Origin of the sequence: Shewanella woodyi ATCC 51908 (assembly GCF_000019525.1) — a bacterium.
GTDB classification, from domain to species: domain Bacteria; phylum Pseudomonadota; class Gammaproteobacteria; order Enterobacterales; family Shewanellaceae; genus Shewanella; species Shewanella woodyi.
In genome coordinates, this window is the sequence record NC_010506.1 from 3,340,183 (window position 1) to 3,364,971 (window position 24,789).

Here is a 24,789-nt window from a genome sequence, read left to right on the forward strand (position 1 = left end):
AACTGCTTAAGACTCTCCCTAGCCCCTCTAACGAGGGGCTTTTTTTTCTTCACCAAGTTCCCCTCACTTGTTATTCTTCATTTTAAAACACTAACGTGATTAAATTTTTGTGCAATTAAGAGACTACCAACAGCAAGCTGTAGATGCCGCAGTAAAACATTTCAGATCCAGTAGTGACTCCGCGGTACTGGTGCTTCCTACGGGAGCAGGTAAAAGTATTGTCATTGCCGAACTTGCCCGAATCGCCAACGGCCGCGTGCTGGTACTCACCCATGTAAAAGAGTTAGTTGCTCAAAATGCTGAGAAAGTCGGGATATTGACCACAGCAGCAAGTATCTACTCCGCAGGACTTAAACAAAAATCAACCAAAAACAAAACAGTGGTAGCAAGTATTCAATCAGCTGTTAGAGCACCAGAGCAGTTTAATGAGCCTTTCTCTTTAGTGATCATCGATGAGTGCCACAGGGTCACTTCTGAGGAAACAAGCCAATATCAGAAGCTATTAAGCCATCTTAAACAAAAGAATTCCAAAATAAAGCTACTCGGGCTCACTGCAACACCCTACCGTTTAGATCTTGGCTGGATCTATCACCAGCACTACCACGGCAAGATGGGCAATCCAGATAAACCTGTATTTCAGCAGTGTATATTTGAGCTCCCTATGCGGCCCCTAATTAAACGTGGTTATCTAAGCGTCCCTAAGATGTTTGATGGACTCTCTGTTCAATATGACTTTAGTGCGTTACAGCAATCTGTAAACGGTGATTATCAAGAGAAAGAGGTTAATGATCTACTTAGTCATTGCGGACGCGCAACCACAGCGATTATTAAGCAACTTATTGAGATAGGCTCAGGTAGACAAGGGGTCATCATCTTCGCAGCCACAGTGCGCCATGCTGAAGAGATTATGAAGCGATTATGTGATGAGAAGGCTGCACTTATCACCGCAAAGACCAGTACAGAAGATAGAGATAACATCATCACCTCATTTAAGGCTCGTGAGATCAAATATCTGGTAAATGTTGCCGTACTCACCACAGGCTTCGATGCTCCTCACGTGGATCTGATCGCCATCTTAAGGCCCACAGCATCAGTGAGCCTATTTCAGCAGATGGTGGGCCGAGGACTTAGGATCTGTGAAGGTAAAGATGAGTGCCTAGTCATCGACTATGCCGCCAATGGTTACGATCTTTACTTCCCTGAAGTCGGTCAACATAAACCCAATAGCAAGAGTGTCCCAGTTCAGGTGCACTGCCCTGTATGTAATTTTGCCAATATATTCTGGGGATTAGTAGATAATGATGGTGATATCATCGAACACTTTGGTCGGCGATGCCAAGCATTGATTCAGCGAGATGGAGATAAAGCCCAGTGTGACTTTCGTTTCCGTTCTAAATCTTGCCCTAATTGTGGTGAAGAAAATGATATTGCGGCCAAAATTTGTCATCACTGCGACTCAATGTTAATTGACCCCGACAAACGACTTAAAGAGGTATTACAGCAGAAACATCACCACCTGTTTAAATGCCAAACAATGCTCTTTGTGAAAGATGGCGAGCGACTAAAGGTTCAATATATTGATCAAGATGGTAATGACTATTGTCGTTACTTCAACTTTAAAACAGAGGGCCAACGACGAGCCTTCTATGCGGTATTTGTCATATCTCACACTCGAACTCCGGGATTAAAGCATCAACAATACAAAAGTGCAGAGCAAGTTATTCAAGCCAGAGACAAGTTTAGAATGCCAGATCTTCTGTTATTAAAGAAAGACAAAAAAGGTTGGGATTTAGTTGAAACCTTTTTTGATTACCGTGGGCGTTATCAAACTGAGAATAAGTTTATTCAATAGGGAATATGCAAGCTTAATACTCTTATGGTATAAAGTATCGAATCAATTTTTCAGGAGTCACTATGTTTGTTGTAATTTTTGGCCGTCCAGGCTGTCCGTACTGTGTTAGAGCTGTTCAACTGTCAGAGCAACTTACCGAAGCCCGCAGTGACTTTAAATTTAAATATGTTGATATTCATGCAGAGGGGATCTCAAAGGCCGACTTAGAGAAGACTGTAGGTAAGCCTGTTGAAACCGTACCTCAAATTTTTGTTGATAAAGAACATGTTGGTGGATGTACTGAGTTTGAACAGTACGTCAGAGATAATCAGTTATTAGCGACAGCAGTTTAATTATACTGTTAATCTGCAAAGCAATAAAAAAGGAGGCTAACGCCTCCTTTTTTATTGCTTCAGCTCACTCAAAGCATTGAGCGAACTAACATTTAAAGTACATATTTCACTGAGAAAATCACTCTATTTAGCTCACCTTTATCACCACTCTCTTTGGTGTTTTCGGCATACATATACTCAACACCCACAGTCATCGGCTTAATTGGTGAGTAGAGTAAGTTCACATACCCAGAGTAGGACTCCTTGTTTACGCCAAGCCCTGTTAGTGATTCAGTGTTATCAGCTTTAAAACCTGAAAGAGTAAAGCTTGAGCGCCACTTATCATTCCACCAGTGACGGTAAGATGCAAAACCGCCATATGAACTAATGGTTTCAATATCACCATTGTTATCAATCACACCTGCATTGGCATAGTTAAGAGCCATATAGCGACCCATACCGTCACCCACAGTTGCTGAGACTTTAAAATCATCATCACCTACGGGGACTACACCAGTAAAGCTGACACCGTAACCTAAGGTTTGTGCATCCAAGCCATCTTTCTCTATATTAAGCTGCCTAGCTAAACCTGCAACGGTAAACTTAGCACCGCCCTCAGTTTTGAAGTTGTAGCGTGCCACGAAGTCAGGCACCATTCCGCTACCGCTAGTGATCCTTCCACCACCGCCATTTGGCGTTAAAGTAGTTTCAGGGTTCTCAACTGCAAACTGGAATCCGCCATTGGTGTATCTCACCATGCTTTGACGAACGAATGGTGTTCCCTCAGCTGCACCAACAAAATCTAAATTTTCAGGTAGTGCACCAGGGTTTTGAAAAGTTGTCCAAGTTTGACCTACCGTCCAGTTGTCAAAACTCACAATTGCATGTCGAATACGCGGTGAGTAACTATTTGAAACACGTTCATTACCGTCAGCATGTGTCATGAAATCAAGCTCAATAAAACCACTTAACTTATGGCCACCTAAATCTGTTGAAGTTTTAAAATTAAATCGAGATTCACGTGCTTGAAAGTCAACGACCTGCTCACCGTTTCCCTCTACACCGTATATGGTGCCAGGTACATAAAACTGTCTGGATAAACTTCCTGAATCAGGTGCCCCGTTACTATAATCACTAAACATGACATCAGCTTTTACATAACCGCCAAATTTAAACTCTGTATCACCAGCAGCGGCAGAACTTGCAGCCAACATCGTCGCCATTGCTATAAGGCTTAACTTTGCTTGTTTCATCTCACTCTCCCGAATATTTATTTTTATATCACCATTAAATATGAAGGAGTTAACATGCGAACAACATTAGCAATACGTCTATCAGACAAAAGTATAACAGTGGTAACTAATTAAAAAGGGAGGCTTTAGTAAAGCATTAGGCTAGCTCATATTTTGAGCCGCTGCGAATACACTTGAGAATAGAAAAGTATGAGATTTAAGAGTAACAAACTATCATCCTAATTGATGAGTGGAGTTTGAATTCATGAGCTTATTGAAATAATAATAGAGGGGATATAAGACTAAAAAGAAGTGGTGAGTCGTGAAGGATTCGAACCTTCTACCAATGTGGTAGTTAAGAGTAAGCCAACTGCGCTTTTACAAAAAAGCATCGACTGAGCTATTAATGACTACCTCCTTTATCTTTTATCACTTAAAGGAAGTGGTGGGTCGTGAAGGATTCGAACCTTCGACCAATTGGTTAAAAGCCAACTGCTCTACCGACTGAGCTAACGACCCATCTGGTATTGCTTCTACTTCTTTAACCACTAATAGATAAAGTGGTGGGTCGTGAAGGATTCGAACCTTCGACCAATTGGTTAAAAGCCAACTGCTCTACCGACTGAGCTAACGACCCATCGAGTATTACTTTCTACTTGTTTAGCCACTAATAGATAAAGTGGTGGTTCGTGAAGGTTCTAACCATTCGACTGATTGGTTATAAGCCAACTGCCCTATCCTTCATAAAGAATCGACTGAGCTAACGACCCATCTAGTATTACTTTCTACTTGTTTAACCACTGGCAGAAAAGTGGTGGGTCGTGAAGGATTCGAACCTTCGACCAATTGGTTAAAAGCCAACTGCTCTACCGACTGAGCTAACGACCCATCGAGTGTTACTTCCTACTTGTTTAACCACTAATAGATAAAGTGGTGGTTCGTTAAGGTTCTAACCATTCGACTGATTGGTTAAAAGCCAACTGCCCTATCCTTCATAAAGAATCGACTGAGCTAACGACCCATCTAGTATTGCTTTCTACTTCTTTAACCACTAATAGATAAAGTGGTGGGTCGTGAAGGATTCGAACCTTCGACCAATTGGTTAAAAGCCAACTGCTCTACCGACTGAGCTAACGACCCATCGAGTATTACTTTCTACTTGTTTAACCACTAATAGATAAAGTGGTGGTTCGTGAAGGTTCTAACCATTCGACTGATTGGTTAAAAGCCAACTGCCCTATCCTTCATAAAGAATCGACTGAGCTAACGACCCATCAGGTATTGCTTCTACTTCTTTAACCACTGGCAGAAAAGTGGTGGGTCGTGAAGGATTCGAACCTTCGACCAATTGGTTAAAAGCCAACTGCTCTACCGACTGAGCTAACGACCCATCGAGTATTACTTTCTACTTGTTTAGCCACTAATAGATAAAGTGGTGGTTCGTGAAGGTTCTAACCATTCGACTGATTGGTTAAAAGCCAACTGCCCTATCCTTCATAAAGAATCGACTGAGCTAACGACCCATCGAGTATAACTTTCTACTTGTTTAACCACTAATAGATAAAGTGGTGGGTCGTGAAGGATTCGAACCTTCGACCAATTGGTTAAAAGCCAACTGCTCTACCGACTGAGCTAACGACCCATCGAGTATTACTTTCTACTTGTTTAGCCACTAATAGATAAAGTGGTGGGTCGTGAAGGATTCGAACCTTCGACCAATTGGTTAAAAGCCAACTGCTCTACCGACTGAGCTAACGACCCATCTAGTATTGCTTTCTACTTGTTTAACCACTGGCAGAAAAGTGGTGGGTCGTGAAGGATTCGAACCTTCGACCAATTGGTTAAAAGCCAACTGCTCTACCGACTGAGCTAACGACCCATCGAGTATTACTTTCTACTTGTTTAGCCACTAATAGATAAAGTGGTGGGTCGTGAAGGATTCGAACCTTCGACCAATTGGTTAAAAGCCAACTGCTCTACCGACTGAGCTAACGACCCATCTTTGCTTCTAAAAGCAATGCTCTAGCATGTTTCCTAAGAAGCTTAGCTAGCGCCTCAAGCGACTGTGCCGCTCTGAGGGCGCCTATAATACCTTTTTCATCTTCTCATGCAAGTGCATTTTATCTATTTCTTGCTGTTTGAATGAAAAACAGACTAGGAGTATGTTTTTCGTTTCAAATCAGATTAAAGAGCATTCAACTGCTGCTGAGCAATCCTTGCAGCAGCACTATTAGCGTACTCTTTTAGCACTCTTTGATAATATGATTTCGCAGATGATGGAACTCCCGTCTTCTCAGCGATCATTCCTAGTTTAACTAAACTGTCTCCACGCTTATTAGACTCTTTGAAGCGATCCACTACTGTACTGAACGCTTCTTTAGCTGATGTAAACTCACCTTTATTATATAAAAGCTGGCCTAACCAATAGTTTGCATTAGCCGAATAAGTTGAATTTGGGTAATTCTTAGTAAACGCACTAAAAGCAGGAATCGCCTCATCATATCTTTTTTGTTTAAGAACTAGATTAAGTGCTTGCTCATAGCTTGCTGTTTCACTCAAGGTCGATGAAGAGCCTGAACTCGAAACAGATGCAGAGGATGCTACCGGAGTTTGAACCAACTTCGTCGACAAATTCGCAATATCATCATAAAGCTGACGCTGGCGTTGCAACATCTGCTCTATCTGATAGTTTTGTTGCTCAGTTAAACCTCTAAGATCCAAAACTTCTTGTTGTAAAGTGTCAAGGCGTTGCTGCGTCTGAAATTCAGATTGCTGCTTGGCTTTTAATATCCTTTCTAAACGTGCAACTCTCTCATCGGTTGAACCACTACTAATATCTGCAACCGGGGCTGGTGCAGCAGTTGCTGCACCGATACTGAGAAGAATTGCCGCACTCAATACGGCATTTTTCATCATCAATCTTTACCTACACTCTTAACTTAAAATGATTAGTAAACCAGTACGGCTCTACGGTTAACAGCAAAACCATCGTCAGTACGTGACATATCCAATGGCTTCTCTTCACCATAACTCACGATGCTCATCTGGCTAGGCAGTACACCCATTCCCTGTAGGTACTTAGCCACAGCTTTAGCACGTCTCTCACCAAGAGCAATGTTGTACTCAGGTGTTCCACGCTCATCGGCATGACCTTCAATCATCACTCGAACATTTGGATGTTCAATAAGGTATTCACCATGTGCTTGTAAGACTTCAGCAAACTGTGCTGATACAGAGCTACGGTCAAAATCAAAATAGATAATATGCTCTTTTCTTAACTCTTGGTATTTTAAACGTTGCTGTTCTTGAGGCGTCAGCACAGGTGCAACTCCACCTGTCTCTACACCACCAGTAGTCAGTTCACTTCCAGAACTTGAGTTTGAGCTAGTCGCATCAGTTTCTGAGTCAGAAGTCGAGCTACAAGCACTGATGGCCATCATCGGAATTGCAACCAACATTGCTTTAAACAGCTTATTGAGATCCATTATTAAGTCCTTAATTTTCTTTATCGTTAAAATAGTTATAGAAATGGTGACCAAGAGGGAGACTTAACTTCCCCCTGACCTGCTGGCAGTCTGGCCTTAAAACGTCCATCCGTTGAAACTGCTGCTAAAACCTGCTTTCCTTGATAAGTCGTCCCGTAGATAACCATAGTGCCATTTGGTGCGACACTTGGCGACTCATCGAGACGGGTAGATGTTAATACCTGCACAAAACGTGTTTCGAGATCCATACGGGCAATATTAAACTTACCATTAGTACGATTAACAAATATCATACTGCGGCCATCGGGTGAGATTGAACCACCTAAGTTCCACTCCCCTTCAAATGTCATTCTCTGAACTTTTCCAGATGCTAATGTCACCTTGTAAATTTGTGGGCGTCCGCCGCGTTCAGAGGTAAAGATAAGCGACTTGCCATCTGGAAACCATGACGCTTCAGTATCAATAGCATAATGATTAGTGACACGCTTCAATGCTTTGGTATCAATATCGACAACATAGATCTCAGGCTGACCATCTCTTGATAGAGTCAGAGCCAACTTTTTCCCATCTGGAGAAAAAACAGGTGCCCCATTAATACCATCATAACTGGTGATTTTAGCGCGAGCTTGTGTATAAATATTCTGCACAAAAACTTCCGCTTTTTTGTTCTCAAAACTAACATAAGCCAATTTACTTCCATCTGGAGACCAAGAAGGCGACATTAATGGCTCAGGAGAGCGAAGCAACATCTTTTCATTGTGGCCATCATAATCAGAGATCATTAGATGATAAGGCGATTTTTCACCATGCTTAACCACTACATAGGCAATACGAGTTAAGAAAGCACCACGAATACCGGTCAGCTTCTCATAAACAATATCACTGATCCTATGACCATATTGACGAAACTGCTCAGCGCTGATAACCACTTCACTGCTATCAATAAGGTACTCACTGCTTGATTGTGGGCCATTGCCCGCTTGCATTTGAGCTTTAACTAAATCCACCAGTTCAAAATTAACTAAAAATTGATCAGGTCCCATAGGTTTAACTGAGCCCATGACCACTGCCTCAGCAGCAACATTGGACCACTCTTTAGCCACAAACTGTGACACCTTGGCGATATTACGTTGGGGTAAACCAAGCTCATCTATCGGGTTAAATGTACCACTGCGTGCCAAGTCAGACATCACAACATCGGAAATCTGCTGCGGCGCAGGTCCTTGTCCCTGCCAAACAAAAGGGATAACAGCGATAGGACGCGCAGCATCAACCCCTTCAGTGATCACAATATCTAATGCAGCCCTAGCTGGCATACTCATTACAACCAGCCCTAGCAAGAGCCATTTCCCCAAAGTCTTCATAGGACTCCTTTTTAATTAAATTTAGGCCTGTAGATTATATTTAATTCTTTCAATTTGTCATAAACATCAGGTTCACTAGATACGGGTAATCGCTGAACCTTTTGTATTGCAGATTGAGTTGCGCGACACAAAACAGGATCTCCCTCCACAATTCGGCTAGATGTAACAAACCCATCTTTAGCAAGTCTTACCCAAACCGTGCAGCTCTTTCCACGCATGGACTCTTCTTGTTGAACATTTCGAGATATCGTAGCTACGATCATACTGGTATAGCGACTTACCTCCGAAGTAACTTGTTTATTTCGGGTCTGTGAGAGTGACGCTTGTTCAGCTGCCAACGCATCTTGCATCATCTGCTCTTGCTGCCTGCGAGCTTCCTCTTCAGCCTTACGTTTACGCTCAGCCTCTGCTTTGCGCTTACGCTCCTCCTCAGCCTTTTTAGCAGCAGCTTCTTCAGCTTTGCGTTTTTCTGCCGCTTTTCTTGCCGCTTCTTCAGAGGCTTTACGCTCCTTCTCTTTCTGCTTACGATCAGCTTCCGCTTTTGCCGCTTTCTCTTTCTCTTGCTTCTGTTTTAACTGTGCAGCCTTCGCAGCGTCAGCGGCATTTTTAGTTTCAACCTCTTTCTGTTTACGCTCTTGCTCAAGTTGCTTAATTCGAGCTTGCTCGCGCTCACGCTCTTTTCGTGCTTCACGTACCTGTCTATTTGCCTCATCTTGCCTGGCTTTCTCTTTACGCTCAGCTTCTTTTTTTTCAGCTTTTAAACGCTCAACATGTTGCGCAACCTTACTTTGATCGACAACAACCGCCTGAACAGCGGGGGCACTGGCTTGAACCTGAGGCTTAGGTTTTTCTGAAAAGTCGACACCCATGGCGACAATAACTATCACGCCAATATGAATGCCAGCTGAAATAATTAAAGGAATTGTAATATCCGATCTCATCGCCACCAATTACTCCTCAGGTGAATCAGTCATCAAACCAACAGAAGGAACACCCGCGCCTTGCAATGTCACCATCAGTTGGATAACTTTCTCATAGGCGATACTTCTGTCAGCTTTTACAACCACAGGACGTTCAGGTTCTAACTGAACAATGGCCCCAACTCGTATCGCGATCTCTTCAAGATCTAATGTTTCACGTGAACTTGAACTGCCCACATCAAGAAAGTAATCACCATCAGCATCAATAGACGCCACCACTGGTGGTTTACTGTCTGCGGCTAATGCTTCTGATGAAGCTTGTGGAAGATCAACCTTGACCCCTTGCGTTACAATAGGTGCCGTTACCATAAAGATAATAAGCAGTACCAACATAACGTCGATATAGGGTACAACATTGATCTCAGCAACCGGACGCCGGCGTTTTCGCTGATAACCCTGTTGCATCATTATGCTTCATCCTTTTCGCTGTAGGCTTGGCGGTGTAAAATACTTGAGAACTCCTCCATAAAGTTCGCATATGACATCTCAATCTTATCCACTTGCGTCGAAAAGCGGTTATAGGCGATAACGGCAGGAATAGCTGCAAATAGACCCATTGCTGTCGCAATTAACGCCTCAGCAATACCGGGGGCAACCATAGCTAACGTTGCATTTTCTACAGCACCTAAGGCGATAAATGAGTTCATGATCCCCCATACCGTCCCAAACAGACCAATATAAGGGCTTGTCGAGCCGATTGTAGCCAACAGAGGTAGATGAGTTTCTAATTTTTCCATCTCTCTAGAGAGTGAAACGCGCATCGCTCGGTAACTGCCATCCATAACAGCCTCAGGAACCTTATTATTCAACTTACTGAGTCTGGCATACTCTTTAAAACCTGAGTGAAATAGTGCTTCTAATCCCGCGTTACTATCTTGTCTTGCCGATAACTCTTTATAGAGTTTATTCAGATCTACACCTGACCAAAACTTATCTTCGAATTTAAGCGAGCTCTGTCTCGCCGCAGTCAATAACCGGCGACGCTGAATTATCACAGCCCATGAAACCACTGAGAGAGCCAACAACGTCAGCATGACAAACTTAACTAATAAACTGGCCTGTAAAAATAATCCAATAAATGAAATATCAGCTTCCACTTTTTAACTCCTGAACAATATTTTGGGGAATAGCTCTTGGTTTCATACGTGATAAGGTAATGCAAGCCACGTTAATCTTGCCTTCACAATACACGACACCTTGTTGATCAACTAAGCGTTGCTGGAATGTTAGCGACGCCCTCTTCATCTCTATGACAAGCGTTTCTACAAAAAGGTCCTGTTCAAAACGAGCTGCACGGCAAAAGTCGAGTTCAGCGCGTTTGACAACAAATGCAATATCTTCTGCTAATAGCACAGTCTGCTTAACGCCAATCGCCTTCAACCACTCAGTGCGGGCACGTTCAAAAAAATTAAGATAATTTGAATGATAAACGACGCCACCAGCATCGGTATCTTCGTAATAGACAGAAATGGGCCAACGAAACATAGAATTCAGGTGCCAATCATTGAGATAAAAGAGGCCTACTATACCTAGAGAGAGTGCAATTGTGAATGCTTGCCAGCATCATGGGAACACTATTAAACATAAATATTTGTTCATAAAAAAGAGGCGCTAATGCGCCTCTCTACAATCAATTAAACTTTTCACTTTAAGATTAATTAATTTTTGCAGGGATAGCTAAACCAAAGCTTTCAAACAAAAAGGTATAAATATCGGCAAATTCATCAATCTTCATTGAAGTTGGCTTACCAGCTCCATGTCCAGCTTTTGATTCTATTCGCATAATAATGGGCTCTTCACCCTGCTGCTTCTCTTGCATCATGGCACCAAATTTAAAGCTATGCAGTGGCACAACGCGATCATCGTGATCTGCTGTCATTACCATAGTGGCCGGGTATTCACGTGCAGTGACATTATGGTAGGGCGAGTATGCTAACAGTGCAGGAAACTGCTCAGCCACATCCGCACTGCCGTATTCACTGGCCCAAGCCCATCCGATGGTGAACTTATGGAATCGCAACATGTCCAGTACACCAACAGCAGGCAGCACAGCTGCAAACAGTTCAGGTCTCTGAGTCAAAACCGCCCCCATAAGCAAGCCACCATTACTACGACCATAAGCACCAAGCTTACTGGTATTAGTATAGTTTTCACTAATTAGGTACTCTGCAGCCGCGTAATAATCATCAAACACATTTTGCTTCTTATCTAACATTCCTGCCTGATGCCAGCTCTCTCCGTATTCAGCTCCACCTCTTAGGTTTGGTACCGCATAGATGCCACCAAGATCCATCCAAGCGATATTAGCAGGGCTAAACTTAGGCGTTAACGAGATAGCAAAACCACCATAGGCATAAAGAAGTGTCGGATTAGCACCATCTTTCTTTAATCCTTTTTTATAAGAGAGCATCATAGGTACGCGCGTACCATCTTTACTCTTATAAAATACCTGTTCAGATACATAATCATCTGGATTAAAAGAGATCTTCGGCTCTACAAACAAGCTTGATTCACCTGTTTTAAAATCAAATTTATAGGTAGTTTTAGGTTGAATATAGCTATTAAAGACGTAGTAAAAATAGTCTTTGCTGCGCTTACCATAGGGACCAGCAACTTTGCCTTTACCAGGAAGTGCAACATCTTGTCTCAAATCACCATTCATGCTGAAAATAGATAGCTTTCCAAGCACGTCGTGAAGGTAACTCACGACTAGATGGTCATTAACAATGGCAATACTGCTAATAGGATCCTTACTCTCAGGAATGATGGTTTTCCAGTTTTGTTTATCACTGTTATTGACATCGACAGCGATCACCCTACCGTTAGGTGCATCCAGATCAGTTTTAAAGTAAAAAACGGACTTATCATTCCCTAAGAAAAGATACTCAGCTTCCAAGTCAATAATCAATTCAACTACATCTGAATCTTGTTCTAGTGACTTGTAGAAGAAGCGGTTACGACTATCAGTACCTTGTGAGATAGACAGTAGAAGGTAATCTCCTTTCTCTGACACTCCAATACCAAAACCCCAATCCTTATTTTGTGGACGTTCATACACTAAAACATCCTGACTCTGCTCAGTTCCTATCTTGTGATAATAAACTTTCTGATTAAAGTTCACATCAGCAAGTAAATTTCCGCCAGCAGGTGCGTCATAACGTGCGTAGAAAACACCTTCATTATTATGATCCCAAACGGCACTAGAGAACTTAATCCACTTAAGCTCATCTTTTAATTTAGCGCCAGTTTCAACATCAACAAACTGCCATTGCTGCCAATCAGAACCGGAATTTGATGTGCCGTAGGCTAATGTCTTGCCGTCACCACTCACTGAGACACTTGATAGTGCAACCGTACCATCTGTTGATAAAGTATTTGGGTCTAAAACAACCTTCTCTGTACCCTGCTCATTTTTTACAAATAGAACAGATTGCGCCTGCAAACCATCATTACGGTAAAAAAAGGTATTATCTCCGTGCTCAAATGGCGCAGAGATTTTCTCATAGTTCCACAGCTGCGTAATTCGTTCGACAACTGCACTCTTATTTTTAATGCCCGATAAATATTCTTGTCCTGATAACTGCTGCGCCTTAACCCACTTTTTGGTCTCTTTAGACTCGACTTCTAAGAAACGATATGGATCAGCAACTTCCACACCGTGAATTGTCTCAACGGTATTCCCAGCCAACGCTACAGAAGAGGAGTCCTCTTTTACAGTTTGTGTTTGGCAACCCATCACTAATGCAGTAAACCCTGCCACTAACAGGTGCTGCTTAGCCAATATAGATTTCAATTCCATCCTTCCACCCTACTGCCATTGTAAACATTTAGTTATATTTATTATTTAGAGGTAAACCCCTGTACTTAATTGATCTTTTCGCAGCTACTATACAATCAAATAAAAACATGGCAATAAAAGAAAGTAAAAGCCCACACAAGGAGACACTGGCTAAGATTAATATATCTGTAACATAACAAAGCATCACATTATGCAAAAAATCTGCTTACTCAAGCACAAAGAGCCACTACAAGTGAATTACCCAACCTAGATCACACTATTGATGATTAGATAAACTAATGAATAAAGGCAATTTTTCTCGCTTGCCGACAGCGCCGGCTATGCCTACAATTCGTCTCGTTTTCAGGAAGTGTCTGCTAGGCAGATATGGAAACAAGAACTCTTAATTCCCGTGTCTAACACGTGAGTTTAATCCCTGGTTCTTAAGCTTGACTTCCTTCCTTCAATTTGTTGATTGCAATTTATTTTTTGCGGCCCGCTTAAGGAATTAAGCGGGCTTTTTTTATCTAAATTTCCAGTATTTCTCTTTTCCAGTAAAGAATCCACCTTCTGAAGAAGGTGGCTTTGTATTAGCCCCCTAAAAGGGGGCGTTATCTACTTCAAATCTAATTGCGGCTGCTCCTGTTTTTCAACCTTTTCTTGATGCCTTACATATCTTCGAATCACTTCCTCATTAATCCCCACTGTGTCAACAAAGTAACCTCTTTGCCAAAAGTGATTTCCCCATAGCTTATTTTTCCGAAGATACGGATACTTGCTAAACATTTTCAAAGCAATTTTACCTTTTAAAGCACCCATCAACTTTGAAATCGATAGCTTCGGAGGAACTTTGATAACCAGATGTACATGGTCTATTTGTACATTCAACTCTACAACCACACACCCTAACTGCTCACTATAGACATGAATACATCGGTAAACATCTTTTCCTAACTTATTCTTTAAAATCCTAAACCTATACTTAGGTGTCCAAACTATGTGATATTGACATCGCCAATACACATGCGATGCTTTCTCATATCTACTCATGTTTTTTATCCTCTATTACTTCGCTAAAAGTTAGAGTTCAATTAACATGAGTAGATATTCAGGCAAAGCCTAATTGATGATAACCACCTACTGAAGTAGGTGGTTTAGGGCTGAAAACAAAAAGCCCCACATAAATGCAGGGCTCATCGACACTTAGCAATGTATTAAGTCTAGCTACATAGGCTTAGTTATCCGAATGACAACACGTCTGTTTCTTGCTCGCTCATCGATAGTCGCATTTGACGCCACATGGTGCCGCTCACCATGTCCAACTGTGTGGATCCGCTCCTGAGTTATGCCTGCTGAGATAAAGAACTCTTTCACCGAGTCAGCTCGCTCTTCAGATATCTTCTGATTGATAGAGCGTCCGCCATAACTGTCGGTATAGGCATCAATAAGTACCAGTTCAACCTCTGGATCATAGGAGAGATACTCCTGGACTTTGGCTATCTGCGCCTTTGCGTATCGCGTCAGCTCTTTGCCTCCAAACTCATAAGTCAGCACAGTAAAGGCGATATCATCGAAGCTATATGGTAGTAGGCTCGCTAAACAGGACTTAAACTCACTGTATTTACGATTAAAGTTAACTGCCGATAAGCCCACAGCAATTTTATTACTTTGATTATACCAGTCAGCGTAATAGAAGGTTGGCTGCATACCCTGTTCAAGCTCAGATAACATCGACCAAGCTGCATTGCGGGGAACTTCACCGCTAAAGTATTTTTGATAAGTCAGCTCTGTGATCTCTTTAGAGATAACACCGGGCCTCCATGCTGGCGCAAGGCTCATCAATTTAGCTTGAGTCACCTGATCTGGTTTCACCCACATATCTAAACTGAAGTTGAGATTATGATCTTTACCCGCAGTGCTGGTGAATACTGCTTTTCCGTATGCAGGAATATCATGCTCAAGACGACACATTATCGGCGTGTTGCCACTTAACTTCCACTCAGACTGATCCAAAGAGGCAACATAGTGGCGTAATTCCGCACTCCCAGTCAGAGGCAGAAATAACGTTAACGCCAGTAATACTCTTAGCCACATACAAAGTACTCTTATTTATTCTATTACTTTAAGCTATCGGCACACTTTTACATACCTTTAGCTTATAAAGTAACCATTCAAACATGACAGCACTAACCTCTTATCGCATAATAGCGACCTGCTAACTATTTGGATATGTTAATGAGCGATATTTGCGACGCCAATAAATTAAGTCACCGTTTTCGAGGCTACTTCCCCGTTGTCATAGATGTTGAAACAGCGGGCTTCAATGCCCAAACAGATGCGTTGCTAGAGATCGCAGTCACCATGCTCAAAATGGATGATGAAGGTATCCTAAGTTTAGACAAAACTTTGCATTTTCACATTGAACCTTTCGAAGGTGCTAACCTTGAACCAGAAGCTCTGGCTTTTACAGGGATAGATCCAACTAACCCTTTACGCGGCGCTGTCAGTGAAAAAGAAGCATTTCTTGAGATCTTTAAAGAGGTCAAAAAGGCTCAAAAGGCAGCCGGTTGCCATCGAAGCATTATTGTTGCCCATAATGCAGCTTTTGATCATGGTTTTGTCTCCCAGGCCATTGAGCGATGTGCGCTAAAGCGAACCCCTTTCCACCCTTTTGCCACCTTTGATACCGCAGCCCTCTCTGGACTAGCCTTAGGTCATACTGTTCTAGCGAAAGCTTGTGCTATTGCAGGGATCCCCTTTGATAACAGCGAGGCGCATTCAGCACTTTATGACACAGAGCGTACAGCTGAACTATTCTGTTTGATTGTAAACCGCTGGAAAGCATTAGGTGGATGGCCAATAGCCATAGATGAGGAGAGTAAAGAGGAGCAGGAGTAGCTGGGTTAATCAACCAGATATCAACAGATTTAGACAAAGTCTTAATGTGGCAAAAAACCTCTTTTGCCACATTTTCAAACTATATTACAGTCCTGTCTTTGCGTCTAAATTCAGTGCATCGATAAAAGAAAATATTTCAGTTAACTCTTTAAAAAGCTGCTCAATATCCCCTCTAAAGCTTAATGGCTTACTAATATCTAACTGAGGCTCAAAGTAATTATGTTTACTCGACAGCTTAATAAGAAGTTTCTGATCATTAAAGGAAGCCTCAAGCCCTGCTCGATAAAATTGAGCCAAAGAGAGAAAACGTTCCATGGCCGCAGTATTTAATAGATATCTTGCTTCGACTTGGTCACTGCTGTAAACCTCAAAATGTTGTTCAAAAGCAACATCTTCAAGTTTGACTCGTGAAAGTTTGCTCATGAAGTCTGTTAAACGATTAGCAAAAAAGCCTTTATCTTGACTAATCACCGTCGTTCCAGAGAAACGTTTAGGGATAGAAAACTCAACTAATATGCCATCAAAAATGGTTTTATATTGCTTTTTATTGTCTTTGTATCCGTCAGATTCCTCTAACACAACTTCGCGAAGCACAAAGGGCACATCTTTATATGTCCCTTTAAAACTATCGTCGAAATGGCTTCGATCATAATCGGGTAAAATACCATAACTTTTATAAGTATCCAGCTCAGGTAGCTGGGAAGGGTTTAGCTCAAAACTCTTACCAAAATATCCAATTACAATAGGGTAAATATCACGGAAGATGTTACCCCTTAATTTAGAGGCTTCACCATTGGCCCATATATTAATAATAGCAACACAGACCATGACAAAAATGGCCGCCACTAAACCAGTAAAGAACAATCCACCATCATCTAATATGGCTAGAGCATAAAAACAAAATGCAAATGAAGCAAAAAAAATGGCCATGCCTAAATAGGTCAGAGGTTGACTCACCTTCCTCCGTTTAGTCTGCTTTGCCACTGCAGAGAGCCGCTCTAACTCATAGCTTTGACACTTAGGCGCAATATATTTTTTATAATAGTCAGTAAAGGGAAGTTTATCCTCTTCAGGGATAGTAAACTCCATTGGGTTCATGTTCGTTCCTTGTTTAATATCAAATGAGACCGCTTATAATACTAAATCAAAAAACAGAAACAAAAAAGCTGCGATAAACGCAGCTTTTAGTGATCACAGCTAATGAATCTATAATTTATAGAGTATCAGCATTATCATTTAGGTAAGAAGCAACACCTTCTGGGCTCGCGTCCATACCTTTATCGCCTTTTTCCCAACCTGCTGGGCAAACATCACCGTGCTCTTCATGGAATTGAAGCGCATCGATCATACGTAGCATCTCATCAACATTACGGCCTAGTGGAAGATCGTTCACAACTTGGTGACGAACTTGACCTTCTTTGTCGATAAGGAAAGAACCACGGAAAGCAACACCAGCTTCTGGATGCTCAACATCGTACGCTTTACAGATCTCATGCTTAACATCAGCAACAAGTGTGTACTGAACTGGACCAATTCCGCCTTCAGCAACAGGCGTGTTACGCCATGCATTGTGAGTGAACTGTGAATCGATAGAAACACCAATCACTTCAACGCCACGCTTCTTGAACTCTTCGATACGGTGATCGAAAGCAATCAGCTCAGATGGGCATACGAAAGTAAAATCAAGTGGATAGAAAAAAACTACCGTTGGCTTACCTTTAATAGCTTCAGCTAGGTTAAAGCTATCAACGATTTCGCCGTTACCCAGAACAGCTGCAGCAGTGAAGTCAGGTGCCGGACGGCCTACTAATACGCTCATTTTATATCTCCATCTATGGATTGAAAAATCGTTTTTGTTTTAAATCTTATCGCATTATAGGCACAGTTTATTCCTGCACAAGTCAATAACACACCTTTTCACGAATATTCCTGTTTACGGTGCTTTTGTAGCCTTAATAACCTTTAATTTAGTGCTGTTATTTACACTTTTTACCTACATATCCCCACAGCCAGTTAACAAGTAATGGATTTAGGAAGAAAAAAGGCCTCTTTACTGGACAAGGCTACGTTAGCTAAGCAAAAATAACCGCCAATCTAACGAGTACAAAAGAAAATATAGATATGAACGCTGTCGTTATCGCAGTATGCCTGATGCTAGGCCTTAGTTTAGCTAGGGTTAATGTCGTCGTCGCACTCACCATCTCTGCATTAGTTGCAGGACTTATTGGTGGCTTAGATCTTCATCAAACGGTTGAAGCCTTTAACACAGGTCTTGGTGGAGGTGCACAGATTGCCTTAAGCTATGCCCTGCTCGGCGCTTTTGCGGTCGCATTGTCGCATTCAGGTCTTACGACCCTCATTTCAAGTAAGGTCATCAGTTTATTAGGCAAAGAACAAAATAGTACTAACAACAAACGAGTTCGTTGGGTATTACTATTGGCGATCCTATCAATGGCAATTGCCTCACAGAATATTTTACCTATTCATATTGCCTTTATCCCTATTCTAATCCCTCCGCTTTTACATGTAATGTCTAAGCTAAAAATGGATCGTCGTTTAGTTGCCTGTGTTCTCACCTTCGGACTTGTGACCACTTATATGGTGTTACCTGTCGGATTTGGTGGCATTTTTCTTTACGATATTTTACTCACAAACCTAAATAGTAACAACCTACTCGCAATAAGAGAGCAAGTTGCTCCCGCGATGATGATCCCCGCTTTGGGTATGTTTGCAGGCTTATTGGTCGCTATATTTATCAGCTACCGTAAACCTCGAGAATATAAAGAACAGCTCATTTTGGCAACGGAGCCTGAAGAAGGGGTTAAGCCACGTAATATAGCCATTGCGCTTATCGCTGTTATCGCCACCTTAATGGTTCAACTCTACACAGGTTCAATGATTTTCGGTGCACTGGTCGGCTTCATCGTATTCAGCTTCTCCGGCGCACTTAAGCATGTAGCCGATCAAGATATTTTCAACCAAGGTGTGCGTATGATGGCCAATATCGGTTTTATCATGATCTCGGCAGCAGGCTTTGCAGCTGTGATCAAGGAAACTGGCGATGTTGCTAGCTTGGTGGAAGTAATGAACACAGCCATTGGTGATAATAAGGCCTTAGCCGCCTTCTTAATGTTACTTGTCGGTTTGCTTATCACCATGGGGATCGGTTCATCATTTTCGACCATCCCTATTATTGCCGCTATTTATGTTCCTTTGGCGATGAGTTTTGGCTTCTCTGTTGAAGCAACGATTGCCTTAGTTGGTACTGCAGCCGCACTAGGCGATGCAGGTTCTCCTGCATCAGAGTCAACCTTAGGTCCTACTGCGGGTCTTAATGCCGATGGGCAACACGACCATATGAAAGACAGTGTTATCCCGACCTTTATCCACTACAACATCCCGTTATTAGTGTTTGGATGGATTGCCGCTATGGTACTTTAATTAACAAACCTAAAAATAGGACACAAAAAAGGAGCCAATTGGCTCCTTTTTTCTCGTTAAAAATAACGATTATTTAGTACCGAAAATCTTATCACCTGCATCACCAAGGCCAGGAAGAATATAACCTTGATCATTTAGGCAATCATCAATAGAAGCGGTATAAAGCTCAATATCTGGGTGTGCTTTCTCAAGGGCAGCAACACCTTCTGGTGCGGCCACTAGCACGAGTGCTTTAATTGAAGTGCAACCACGCTCTTTTAACAGGTCGATAGTTGAAATCATTGAGCCACCTGTTGCCAACATAGGGTCAACGACGAGTGCGATACGAGAAGGCATATCACTGGCTAGCTTTTCAAAATAGGGAACAGGCTCAAGTGTCTCTTCATCACGGTACATACCGACAACTGAGATACGTGCACTTGGAATATGCTCAAGAACGCCATCCATCATGCCAAGACCGGCACGAAGAATTGGGACAACTGTTACTTTCTTACCTTTGATCTGCTCAACTTCAACAGGACCGTTCCAACCTTCAATGGTCACAGCTTCAGTTTCAAAATCAGCGGTTGCTTCATAAGTTAAAAGACTACCCACCTCTGCTGCTAGTTCACGAAAACGTTTAGTGCTGATATCACCTTCACGCATTAACCCGATTTTATGACGAACTAAAGGATGCTTAACTTCGACAACTTTCATCTTCTTCTCCTGATTTTTGGCATTTCAACAAGCAAATTCAGAAGATTTTAGTTTATTTGTCCGCAATGGAAAACATAAAGTTTTAAAAACCCAATAAATCGTGACCTATATCAGCTCTTATATCTGCAAACTCCCCCTTTCGAGTGATGACACAAGCTGTTAGAATGGCGCCGCATAAAATCCAATAACTATTCTGTACCCGAGAGGATCTTCGTGAGCACTCCTACCCAGCTGAGCTATAAAGATGCAGGTGTTGATATCGACGCCGGAAATGCACTTGTTGATAATATTAAGACTGCAGTGAAACGTACCCACCGTCCAGAAGTTATGGGCAACCTAGGTGGATTTGGTGCTCTATGTGAGCTGCCAACTAAGTACAAACACCCAGTTCTGGTTTCTGGCACCGATGGTGTTGGTACTAAGTTAAGATTGGCCATTGACTATAAAAAGCATGACACAGTAGGTATCGACCTTGTTGCCATGTGTTCTAACGATCTTATTGTCTCTGGTGCTGAGCCACTTTTCTTCCTCGATTACTATGCCACTGGCAAGTTAGATGTCGATGCTGCGACAGCTGTCGTTAAGGGCATTGCCGAGGGGTGTGTGCAATCAGGCTGTGCATTAATCGGTGGTGAAACTGCTGAAATGCCAGGCATGTATGAAGGCGATGACTACGACTTGGCTGGTTTCTGTGTTGGCGTCGTTGAAAAAGAAGAGATTATCGATGGCACTAAGGTTGTTGCTGGTGACTCTCTTATCGCACTAGGGGCGAGCGGTCCACACTCAAACGGTTTCTCTTTGATCCGTAAAGTACTGGAAGTCAGTGGCGCCAACCCAGAGCAGGAACTTGAAGGTAAGGCATTAATTGACCACCTACTTGAGCCTACAAAAATTTATGTTAAGTCGCTACTTAAGCTACTAGAACAAACTGAAGTCCATGCAATGGCGCACATCACAGGCGGTGGATTCTGGGAGAATATCCCACGTGTTCTTCCTGATGATTGTAAAGCGGTTATCCAAGGTGACTCATGGCAGTGGCCATCGATCTTCAACTGGTTAATGGAAAACGGCAACATCGCAGAATTTGAAATGTACCGCACATTTAACTGTGGCGTAGGTATGGTTGTTGCCTTACCAAGCGACAAAGTTGAAGCTGCACTGACACTGCTTAATGCTGAAGGTGAGAAAGCCTGGTTAATCGGTGAAATTGCTAAACGTGATGATAGCGAAGAGCAAGTGGAGATCCTGTAATGTCTGTTAGCTGTCGCGTATTAGTCTTGATCTCAGGTAATGGCAGTAATCTACAAGCTATTATCGATGGATGTGATGATAATCTTCAGGCCGAAGTAATAGGTGTTATCAGTAATAAACCTGACGCTTATGGCTTGATCCGTGCACATCAAAGTGAGATCGATACCAGTTGTGTGATTGCTCATAAAGGTGAAACTCGTGTCGAATATGATGCTAGGTTAAAAGTTGCCATCGATAGATACCAACCAGACCTTATCGTATTGGCAGGCTTTATGCGCATTCTAAGCGACGAGTTTGTACAAGGCTTTGAAGGCAAGATGATCAACATTCACCCTTCGCTCTTACCTAAGTACACAGGACTGCATACTCATCAGCGTGCGATTGATGCAAAAGATGAAGAGCATGGCGTAAGCGTTCACTTTGTCACCCCTGAGCTCGATTCAGGCCCAGTCATTCTTCAAGCTAAAGTACCTGTGTATGAAGAGGATACTGCAGATACTCTTGCACTTCGTGTCCACGAGCAAGAGCATGCTATCTACCCGCTTGTCGTCAAATGGTACAGCCAAAACAGGCTGGCAATGACAAACGGTAAAGCGGTACTCGATGGTGTAGAGCTTGATGCTGCAGGTTACGCCATAGATTAAATTACAATCTAGCGCTTCAAATCTTTTGAATAAAAAAGGCTAAGAGGGAACTCTTAGCCTTTTTATTGCTTCCAAATCATATTGCCCATAAGTTTTATACCAGTCAGCCCTTGTGCTCTCGCCAAAATTGGTTTTATATAAAGTACCCTCAAAAATTAAATAAACAGTACGTTTTCATAGTCATTTCCCCATACTGAACCGCAAAATGAGAGCCATGAATGAAAAATATTATTTGCGACATCGACGGCGTTTTACTGCATAACAACCAGCTTATTCCCGGTAGTGACAAATTTATTCACCGCGTGCTTGAACAAGGTAATCCTTTGGTTGTGCTCACCAATTATCCAGTACAGACGGGAAAGGATCTGCAAAATAGACTCGGGGCTGCAGGTATAAAGATCCCAGAAGAGTGCTTCTACACCTCTGCCATGGCCACCGCTGACTTCTTAAAACACCAAACGGGCAGTAAAGCCTATGTCATTGGTGAAGGTGCCCTCACCCATGAGCTCTATAAAGCAGGCTTTACCATCACAGATATCAATCCCGACTTTGTTATCGTCGGAGAGACCCGCTCCTATAACTGGGAGATGATCCACAAGGCGGCTAAATTTGTTGCCGAAGGTGCACGATTTATCGCCACAAATCCGGATACTCATGGCCCCTCCCACAGCCCAGCTTGTGGTGCACTGTGTGCTCCAATTGAACGTATTAGTGGTCGATTACCATTTTATGTTGGAAAGCCTAGCTCCTGGATCATACGTTCAGCACTAAATCACATTGATGGTCACTCAGATAACACCATTATTATCGGTGATAATATGAAAACGGATATTTTAGCGGGGTTTCAGGCAGGTCTAGAGACAGTATTGGTCACAAGCGGTGTTAGTCAACTTAACGATGTGGAGCTTGAACCATTCAGACCGAACCATATCTTCCCCTGCGCCGGTGACATTGACGTTGTCTAAACAGCCCACCCATTGCAATATTAAGAAACATATTTATCTCAATTAAACCTTCTGACCCACTTGTCAAAGTGGGTCATTTGCATTCATTATGCACTTTGCTTATAACAATATACCCAATCACTCAAACTTTACCTTTGGTAAAAGTAAGCCAATAACAAGAATAATAGGATCTCCCATGCGTTCACTGCTTTCAGTGTCGACCATTGCACTGCTTAGTGCTTGTAGCCAACAAGCACCTGAGACCTCACACAATCAATCGCAAACTCAATCACAGCAAACTCACACTCAAGTAGAGTTTAATGAAGCACGTTTTAGAGAGGATATAAAGATCCTCTCTTCCGATAAGTTTGAGGGTCGAGCCCCCACCACTCAAGGTGAAAAGCTTACCTTGGATTACCTGACATCCGCTTTCAAAGAGATGGGATTACAGGGTGCGAATAAGGGCGACTTTTTGCAAGCAGTACCGATGGTAAGTTACACCGCTGCAGAGGATCAAAGCATCAACTTGGCAGGTAACAAGCTCACTCACCGTAAAGATGTGGTATTAGGTAGCCGTCACGATAACGGTGGCGTCAATATTAAACATGCCCCCTTAGTCTTTGTCGGCTATGGGATTTCAGCACCAGAGTATGATTGGAATGACTACCAAGACATTGATATGACGGGGAAGATTGCCGTGGTCTTAGTTAACGATCCTGGCTTTGCAAAACCTGCATCAGGACTGTTTAACGGTAAAGCCATGACCTACTACGGTCGCTGGGATTACAAGTTTAAAGAGGCCAGTGATCGCGGTGCTTTAGGGGCTATCATCATTCATGATACTGCACCTGCTTCCTATCCTTGGTCCGTGGTCGAAAATAGCTGGACAGGTGCCCAGCAAGACTTAGTTCAAAGCAAGGAGGAGCAAGCAAAGCGGGTACAAGTTGAAGGCTGGATAACCTTAGATGCAGCAACAGAACTCTTTGCCAAATCAGGTCAATCCCTGCCTAAACTGATGAAGCAAGCCGCTAACGGCCCACTCAATTTGCCTTTAGAGCAACAGGCAGACATTCAATTTGCTAACCAAGCCGAGTACGCCAATAGCTACAATGTAGTCGCCACCCTACCTGGTAAAAAAGTGCCCGATGAGCATATTCTTTTCTCCGCTCATTGGGATCATATCGGCGTTGATACAAATAAAGATGGCGATCAAATCTATAATGGCGCCCTAGACAACGCATCCGGCACCGCAGGTATTTTAGAGATTGCGCGTCAATTCGCTCAACAAGCTAGAGATGGCCAAGCATCAGAACGCTCAATCACATTTATCGCCACAACAGGTGAGGAGCAAGGATTACTGGGATCACGTTACTACGCAGCTAATCCACTTTATCCAATCGATAAATCCGTTGCCGTGTTCAACCTAGACAGCACCAATATCTATGGCAGAACCAGTGATTACACTATCGTGGGTAAAGGAAAATCTGAACTTGAAGAGTACCTTATAGAAGCACTTGAGCCATTACAACGTACCGCTAGAGCGGAAAAACATCCTGAGTCTGGTGGTTTTTTCCGCTCAGATCACTTCAGTTTTGCACAAAAAGGGATCCCTGCGGTATTCGCTGGTGGCGGAAGCCAACCTGTGGATGAGGCCACCAGCCAATATAAAGATAAGATGAAGCAGATGATGAAAGGGTGTTACCACAACACCTGTGATGAATACCGTGAGGATTGGGATCTCAGCGGTGCACTTGAGGATATCTCAATCTATTACAATGCCGCACATTCACTAGCTAACAGCGATGATTGGCCCGGTTATTATCAAGGCACAGAGTTCCACTCGCTCCGCGCAGCAAAATCTGAATAAAGTCTAAGCCATGCTTAAAGTGCTGCTTTACCTATCATCTTTGATA

22 protein-coding genes and 13 tRNA genes are annotated in these 24,789 nt (G+C 42.6%); 8 read left to right on the top strand and 27 right to left on the bottom strand.

Annotated elements, in window-relative coordinates; genetic code table 11:
• The first annotated feature begins 109 nt into the window (after nt 1-109).
• Both SWOO_RS14040 and SWOO_RS14045 read left to right on the top strand, forming a co-directional pair.
• Nucleotides 110-1,852 carry a DEAD/DEAH box helicase gene (locus tag SWOO_RS14040; protein ID WP_012325339.1) on the top strand — a complete coding sequence of 581 codons (1,743 nt, stop codon included), beginning with the start codon at nt 110-112 and terminating at the stop codon, nt 1,850-1,852.
• A 62-nt stretch (nt 1,853-1,914) separates the two neighbouring features.
• Nucleotides 1,915-2,184, top strand: coding sequence for a GrxA family glutaredoxin (locus tag SWOO_RS14045; protein ID WP_012325340.1), 270 nt, complete (start codon nt 1,915-1,917; stop codon nt 2,182-2,184).
• 92 nt (nt 2,185-2,276) lie between these two features.
• Here SWOO_RS14045 and SWOO_RS14050 read toward each other — a convergent pair whose 3' ends face one another.
• The 24 genes from SWOO_RS14050 to SWOO_RS14145 form a co-directional block, all read right to left on the bottom strand.
• Complete coding sequence (locus SWOO_RS14050) at nt 2,277-3,416, bottom strand: DcaP family trimeric outer membrane transporter (RefSeq protein ID WP_012325341.1); 1,140 nt, start codon at nt 3,414-3,416, stop codon at nt 2,277-2,279.
• A 422-nt stretch (nt 3,417-3,838) separates the two neighbouring features.
• A tRNA-Lys gene (locus tag SWOO_RS14055) sits at nt 3,839-3,914 on the bottom strand.
• Between the two features lie 42 nt (nt 3,915-3,956).
• Nucleotides 3,957-4,032: transfer RNA gene (locus tag SWOO_RS14060), tRNA-Lys, on the bottom strand.
• Between the two features lie 43 nt (nt 4,033-4,075).
• Nucleotides 4,076-4,165 (bottom strand) — tRNA-Ile (locus SWOO_RS25990).
• Between the two features lie 42 nt (nt 4,166-4,207).
• Nucleotides 4,208-4,283 (bottom strand) — tRNA-Lys (locus SWOO_RS14065).
• Nucleotides 4,284-4,326: 43 nt separating this feature from the next.
• Nucleotides 4,327-4,416, bottom strand: a tRNA-Lys gene (locus tag SWOO_RS25995).
• Nucleotides 4,417-4,459: 43 nt separating this feature from the next.
• A tRNA-Lys gene (locus tag SWOO_RS14070) sits at nt 4,460-4,535 on the bottom strand.
• Nucleotides 4,536-4,578: 43 nt separating this feature from the next.
• Nucleotides 4,579-4,668: transfer RNA gene (locus SWOO_RS26000), tRNA-Lys, on the bottom strand.
• Nucleotides 4,669-4,709: 41 nt separating this feature from the next.
• Nucleotides 4,710-4,785, bottom strand: a tRNA-Lys gene (locus SWOO_RS14075).
• 43 nt (nt 4,786-4,828) lie between these two features.
• Nucleotides 4,829-4,918: transfer RNA gene (locus SWOO_RS26005), tRNA-Lys, on the bottom strand.
• Nucleotides 4,919-4,961: 43 nt separating this feature from the next.
• Nucleotides 4,962-5,037 (bottom strand) — tRNA-Lys (locus SWOO_RS14080).
• A 43-nt stretch (nt 5,038-5,080) separates the two neighbouring features.
• Nucleotides 5,081-5,156 (bottom strand) — tRNA-Lys (locus SWOO_RS14085).
• 42 nt (nt 5,157-5,198) lie between these two features.
• Nucleotides 5,199-5,274: transfer RNA gene (locus SWOO_RS14090), tRNA-Lys, on the bottom strand.
• Nucleotides 5,275-5,317: 43 nt separating this feature from the next.
• Nucleotides 5,318-5,393, bottom strand: a tRNA-Lys gene (locus SWOO_RS14095).
• Between the two features lie 186 nt (nt 5,394-5,579).
• A complete protein-coding gene (gene ybgF / locus SWOO_RS14100) occupies nt 5,580-6,308 on the bottom strand; it encodes a tol-pal system protein YbgF (RefSeq protein WP_041417661.1) in 729 nt (242 codons plus the stop codon).
• 35 nt (nt 6,309-6,343) lie between these two features.
• Nucleotides 6,344-6,880: a peptidoglycan-associated lipoprotein Pal gene (gene pal / locus SWOO_RS14105; protein WP_012325343.1), complete on the bottom strand. Its 537-nt coding sequence runs from the start codon at nt 6,878-6,880 to the stop codon at nt 6,344-6,346.
• 35 nt (nt 6,881-6,915) lie between these two features.
• Nucleotides 6,916-8,244: a Tol-Pal system beta propeller repeat protein TolB gene (tolB, locus tag SWOO_RS14110; protein WP_012325344.1), complete on the bottom strand. Its 1,329-nt coding sequence runs from the start codon at nt 8,242-8,244 to the stop codon at nt 6,916-6,918.
• 11 nt (nt 8,245-8,255) lie between these two features.
• The gene (gene tolA / locus SWOO_RS14115) at nt 8,256-9,191 is read right to left on the bottom strand and encodes a cell envelope integrity protein TolA (protein ID WP_041417663.1); all 936 of its coding nucleotides are present in this window, start codon (nt 9,189-9,191) and stop codon (nt 8,256-8,258) included.
• 3 nt (nt 9,192-9,194) lie between these two features.
• On the bottom strand, nt 9,195-9,629 hold the full coding sequence (tolR, locus tag SWOO_RS14120) for a protein TolR (RefSeq protein WP_041418172.1): 435 nt from the start codon (nt 9,627-9,629) through the stop codon (nt 9,195-9,197).
• Between the two features lie 2 nt (nt 9,630-9,631).
• Nucleotides 9,632-10,321, bottom strand: coding sequence for a protein TolQ (tolQ, locus tag SWOO_RS14125; protein WP_012325347.1), 690 nt, complete (start codon nt 10,319-10,321; stop codon nt 9,632-9,634).
• Nucleotides 10,311-10,709, bottom strand: a complete 399-nt coding sequence (ybgC, locus tag SWOO_RS14130) for a tol-pal system-associated acyl-CoA thioesterase (RefSeq protein WP_012325348.1) — start codon at nt 10,707-10,709, stop codon at nt 10,311-10,313. Before ybgC ends, tolQ begins: the two co-directional genes overlap by 11 nt.
• Nucleotides 10,710-10,878: 169 nt before the next feature.
• Nucleotides 10,879-12,960, bottom strand: a complete 2,082-nt coding sequence (locus SWOO_RS14135; protein ID WP_407636071.1) for a prolyl oligopeptidase family serine peptidase — start codon at nt 12,958-12,960, stop codon at nt 10,879-10,881.
• Nucleotides 12,961-13,617: 657 nt separating this feature from the next.
• A complete protein-coding gene (gene tnpA, locus SWOO_RS14140) occupies nt 13,618-14,052 on the bottom strand; it encodes an IS200/IS605-like element ISShwo2 family transposase (RefSeq protein WP_012323117.1) in 435 nt (144 codons plus the stop codon).
• Between the two features lie 174 nt (nt 14,053-14,226).
• Nucleotides 14,227-15,096, bottom strand: coding sequence for a flagellar protein MotY (locus SWOO_RS14145; protein WP_012325350.1), 870 nt, complete (start codon nt 15,094-15,096; stop codon nt 14,227-14,229).
• Nucleotides 15,097-15,237: 141 nt separating this feature from the next.
• Between SWOO_RS14145 and rnt the strand changes: the two genes are divergently transcribed.
• Nucleotides 15,238-15,900, top strand: coding sequence for a ribonuclease T (rnt, locus tag SWOO_RS14150; RefSeq protein WP_041417664.1), 663 nt, complete (start codon nt 15,238-15,240; stop codon nt 15,898-15,900).
• Nucleotides 15,901-15,984: 84 nt separating this feature from the next.
• Here rnt and SWOO_RS14155 read toward each other — a convergent pair whose 3' ends face one another.
• A complete protein-coding gene (locus SWOO_RS14155) occupies nt 15,985-16,998 on the bottom strand; it encodes a DUF3137 domain-containing protein (RefSeq protein WP_012325352.1) in 1,014 nt (337 codons plus the stop codon).
• A gap of 115 nt (nt 16,999-17,113) precedes the next feature.
• Nucleotides 17,114-17,719 (bottom strand): peroxiredoxin C, encoded by a 606-nt coding sequence (locus SWOO_RS14160; protein ID WP_012325353.1) that lies wholly within the window; start codon nt 17,717-17,719, stop codon nt 17,114-17,116.
• 302 nt (nt 17,720-18,021) lie between these two features.
• On the opposite strand from SWOO_RS14160, the gene SWOO_RS14165 reads away from it, so the two are divergent.
• Nucleotides 18,022-19,341 (top strand): Na+/H+ antiporter family protein, encoded by a 1,320-nt coding sequence (locus SWOO_RS14165; RefSeq protein ID WP_012325354.1) that lies wholly within the window; start codon nt 18,022-18,024, stop codon nt 19,339-19,341.
• Nucleotides 19,342-19,410: 69 nt separating this feature from the next.
• Here SWOO_RS14165 and upp read toward each other — a convergent pair whose 3' ends face one another.
• Nucleotides 19,411-20,037 carry a uracil phosphoribosyltransferase gene (gene upp / locus SWOO_RS14170; RefSeq protein WP_012325355.1) on the bottom strand — a complete coding sequence of 209 codons (627 nt, stop codon included), beginning with the start codon at nt 20,035-20,037 and terminating at the stop codon, nt 19,411-19,413.
• A gap of 213 nt (nt 20,038-20,250) precedes the next feature.
• Between upp and purM the strand changes: the two genes are divergently transcribed.
• From purM to SWOO_RS14190, 4 genes are all read left to right on the top strand, one after another.
• Nucleotides 20,251-21,288: a phosphoribosylformylglycinamidine cyclo-ligase gene (purM, locus tag SWOO_RS14175; protein ID WP_012325356.1), complete on the top strand. Its 1,038-nt coding sequence runs from the start codon at nt 20,251-20,253 to the stop codon at nt 21,286-21,288.
• Complete coding sequence (gene purN, locus SWOO_RS14180) at nt 21,288-21,932, top strand: phosphoribosylglycinamide formyltransferase (RefSeq protein WP_012325357.1); 645 nt, start codon at nt 21,288-21,290, stop codon at nt 21,930-21,932. Before purM ends, purN begins: the two co-directional genes overlap by 1 nt.
• 218 nt (nt 21,933-22,150) lie before the next feature.
• Nucleotides 22,151-22,897, top strand: coding sequence for an HAD-IIA family hydrolase (locus SWOO_RS14185; protein WP_012325358.1), 747 nt, complete (start codon nt 22,151-22,153; stop codon nt 22,895-22,897).
• A 175-nt stretch (nt 22,898-23,072) separates the two neighbouring features.
• The gene (locus SWOO_RS14190; protein WP_012325359.1) at nt 23,073-24,743 is read left to right on the top strand and encodes a M28 family metallopeptidase; all 1,671 of its coding nucleotides are present in this window, start codon (nt 23,073-23,075) and stop codon (nt 24,741-24,743) included.
• Nucleotides 24,744-24,789 lie beyond the last annotated feature (46 nt).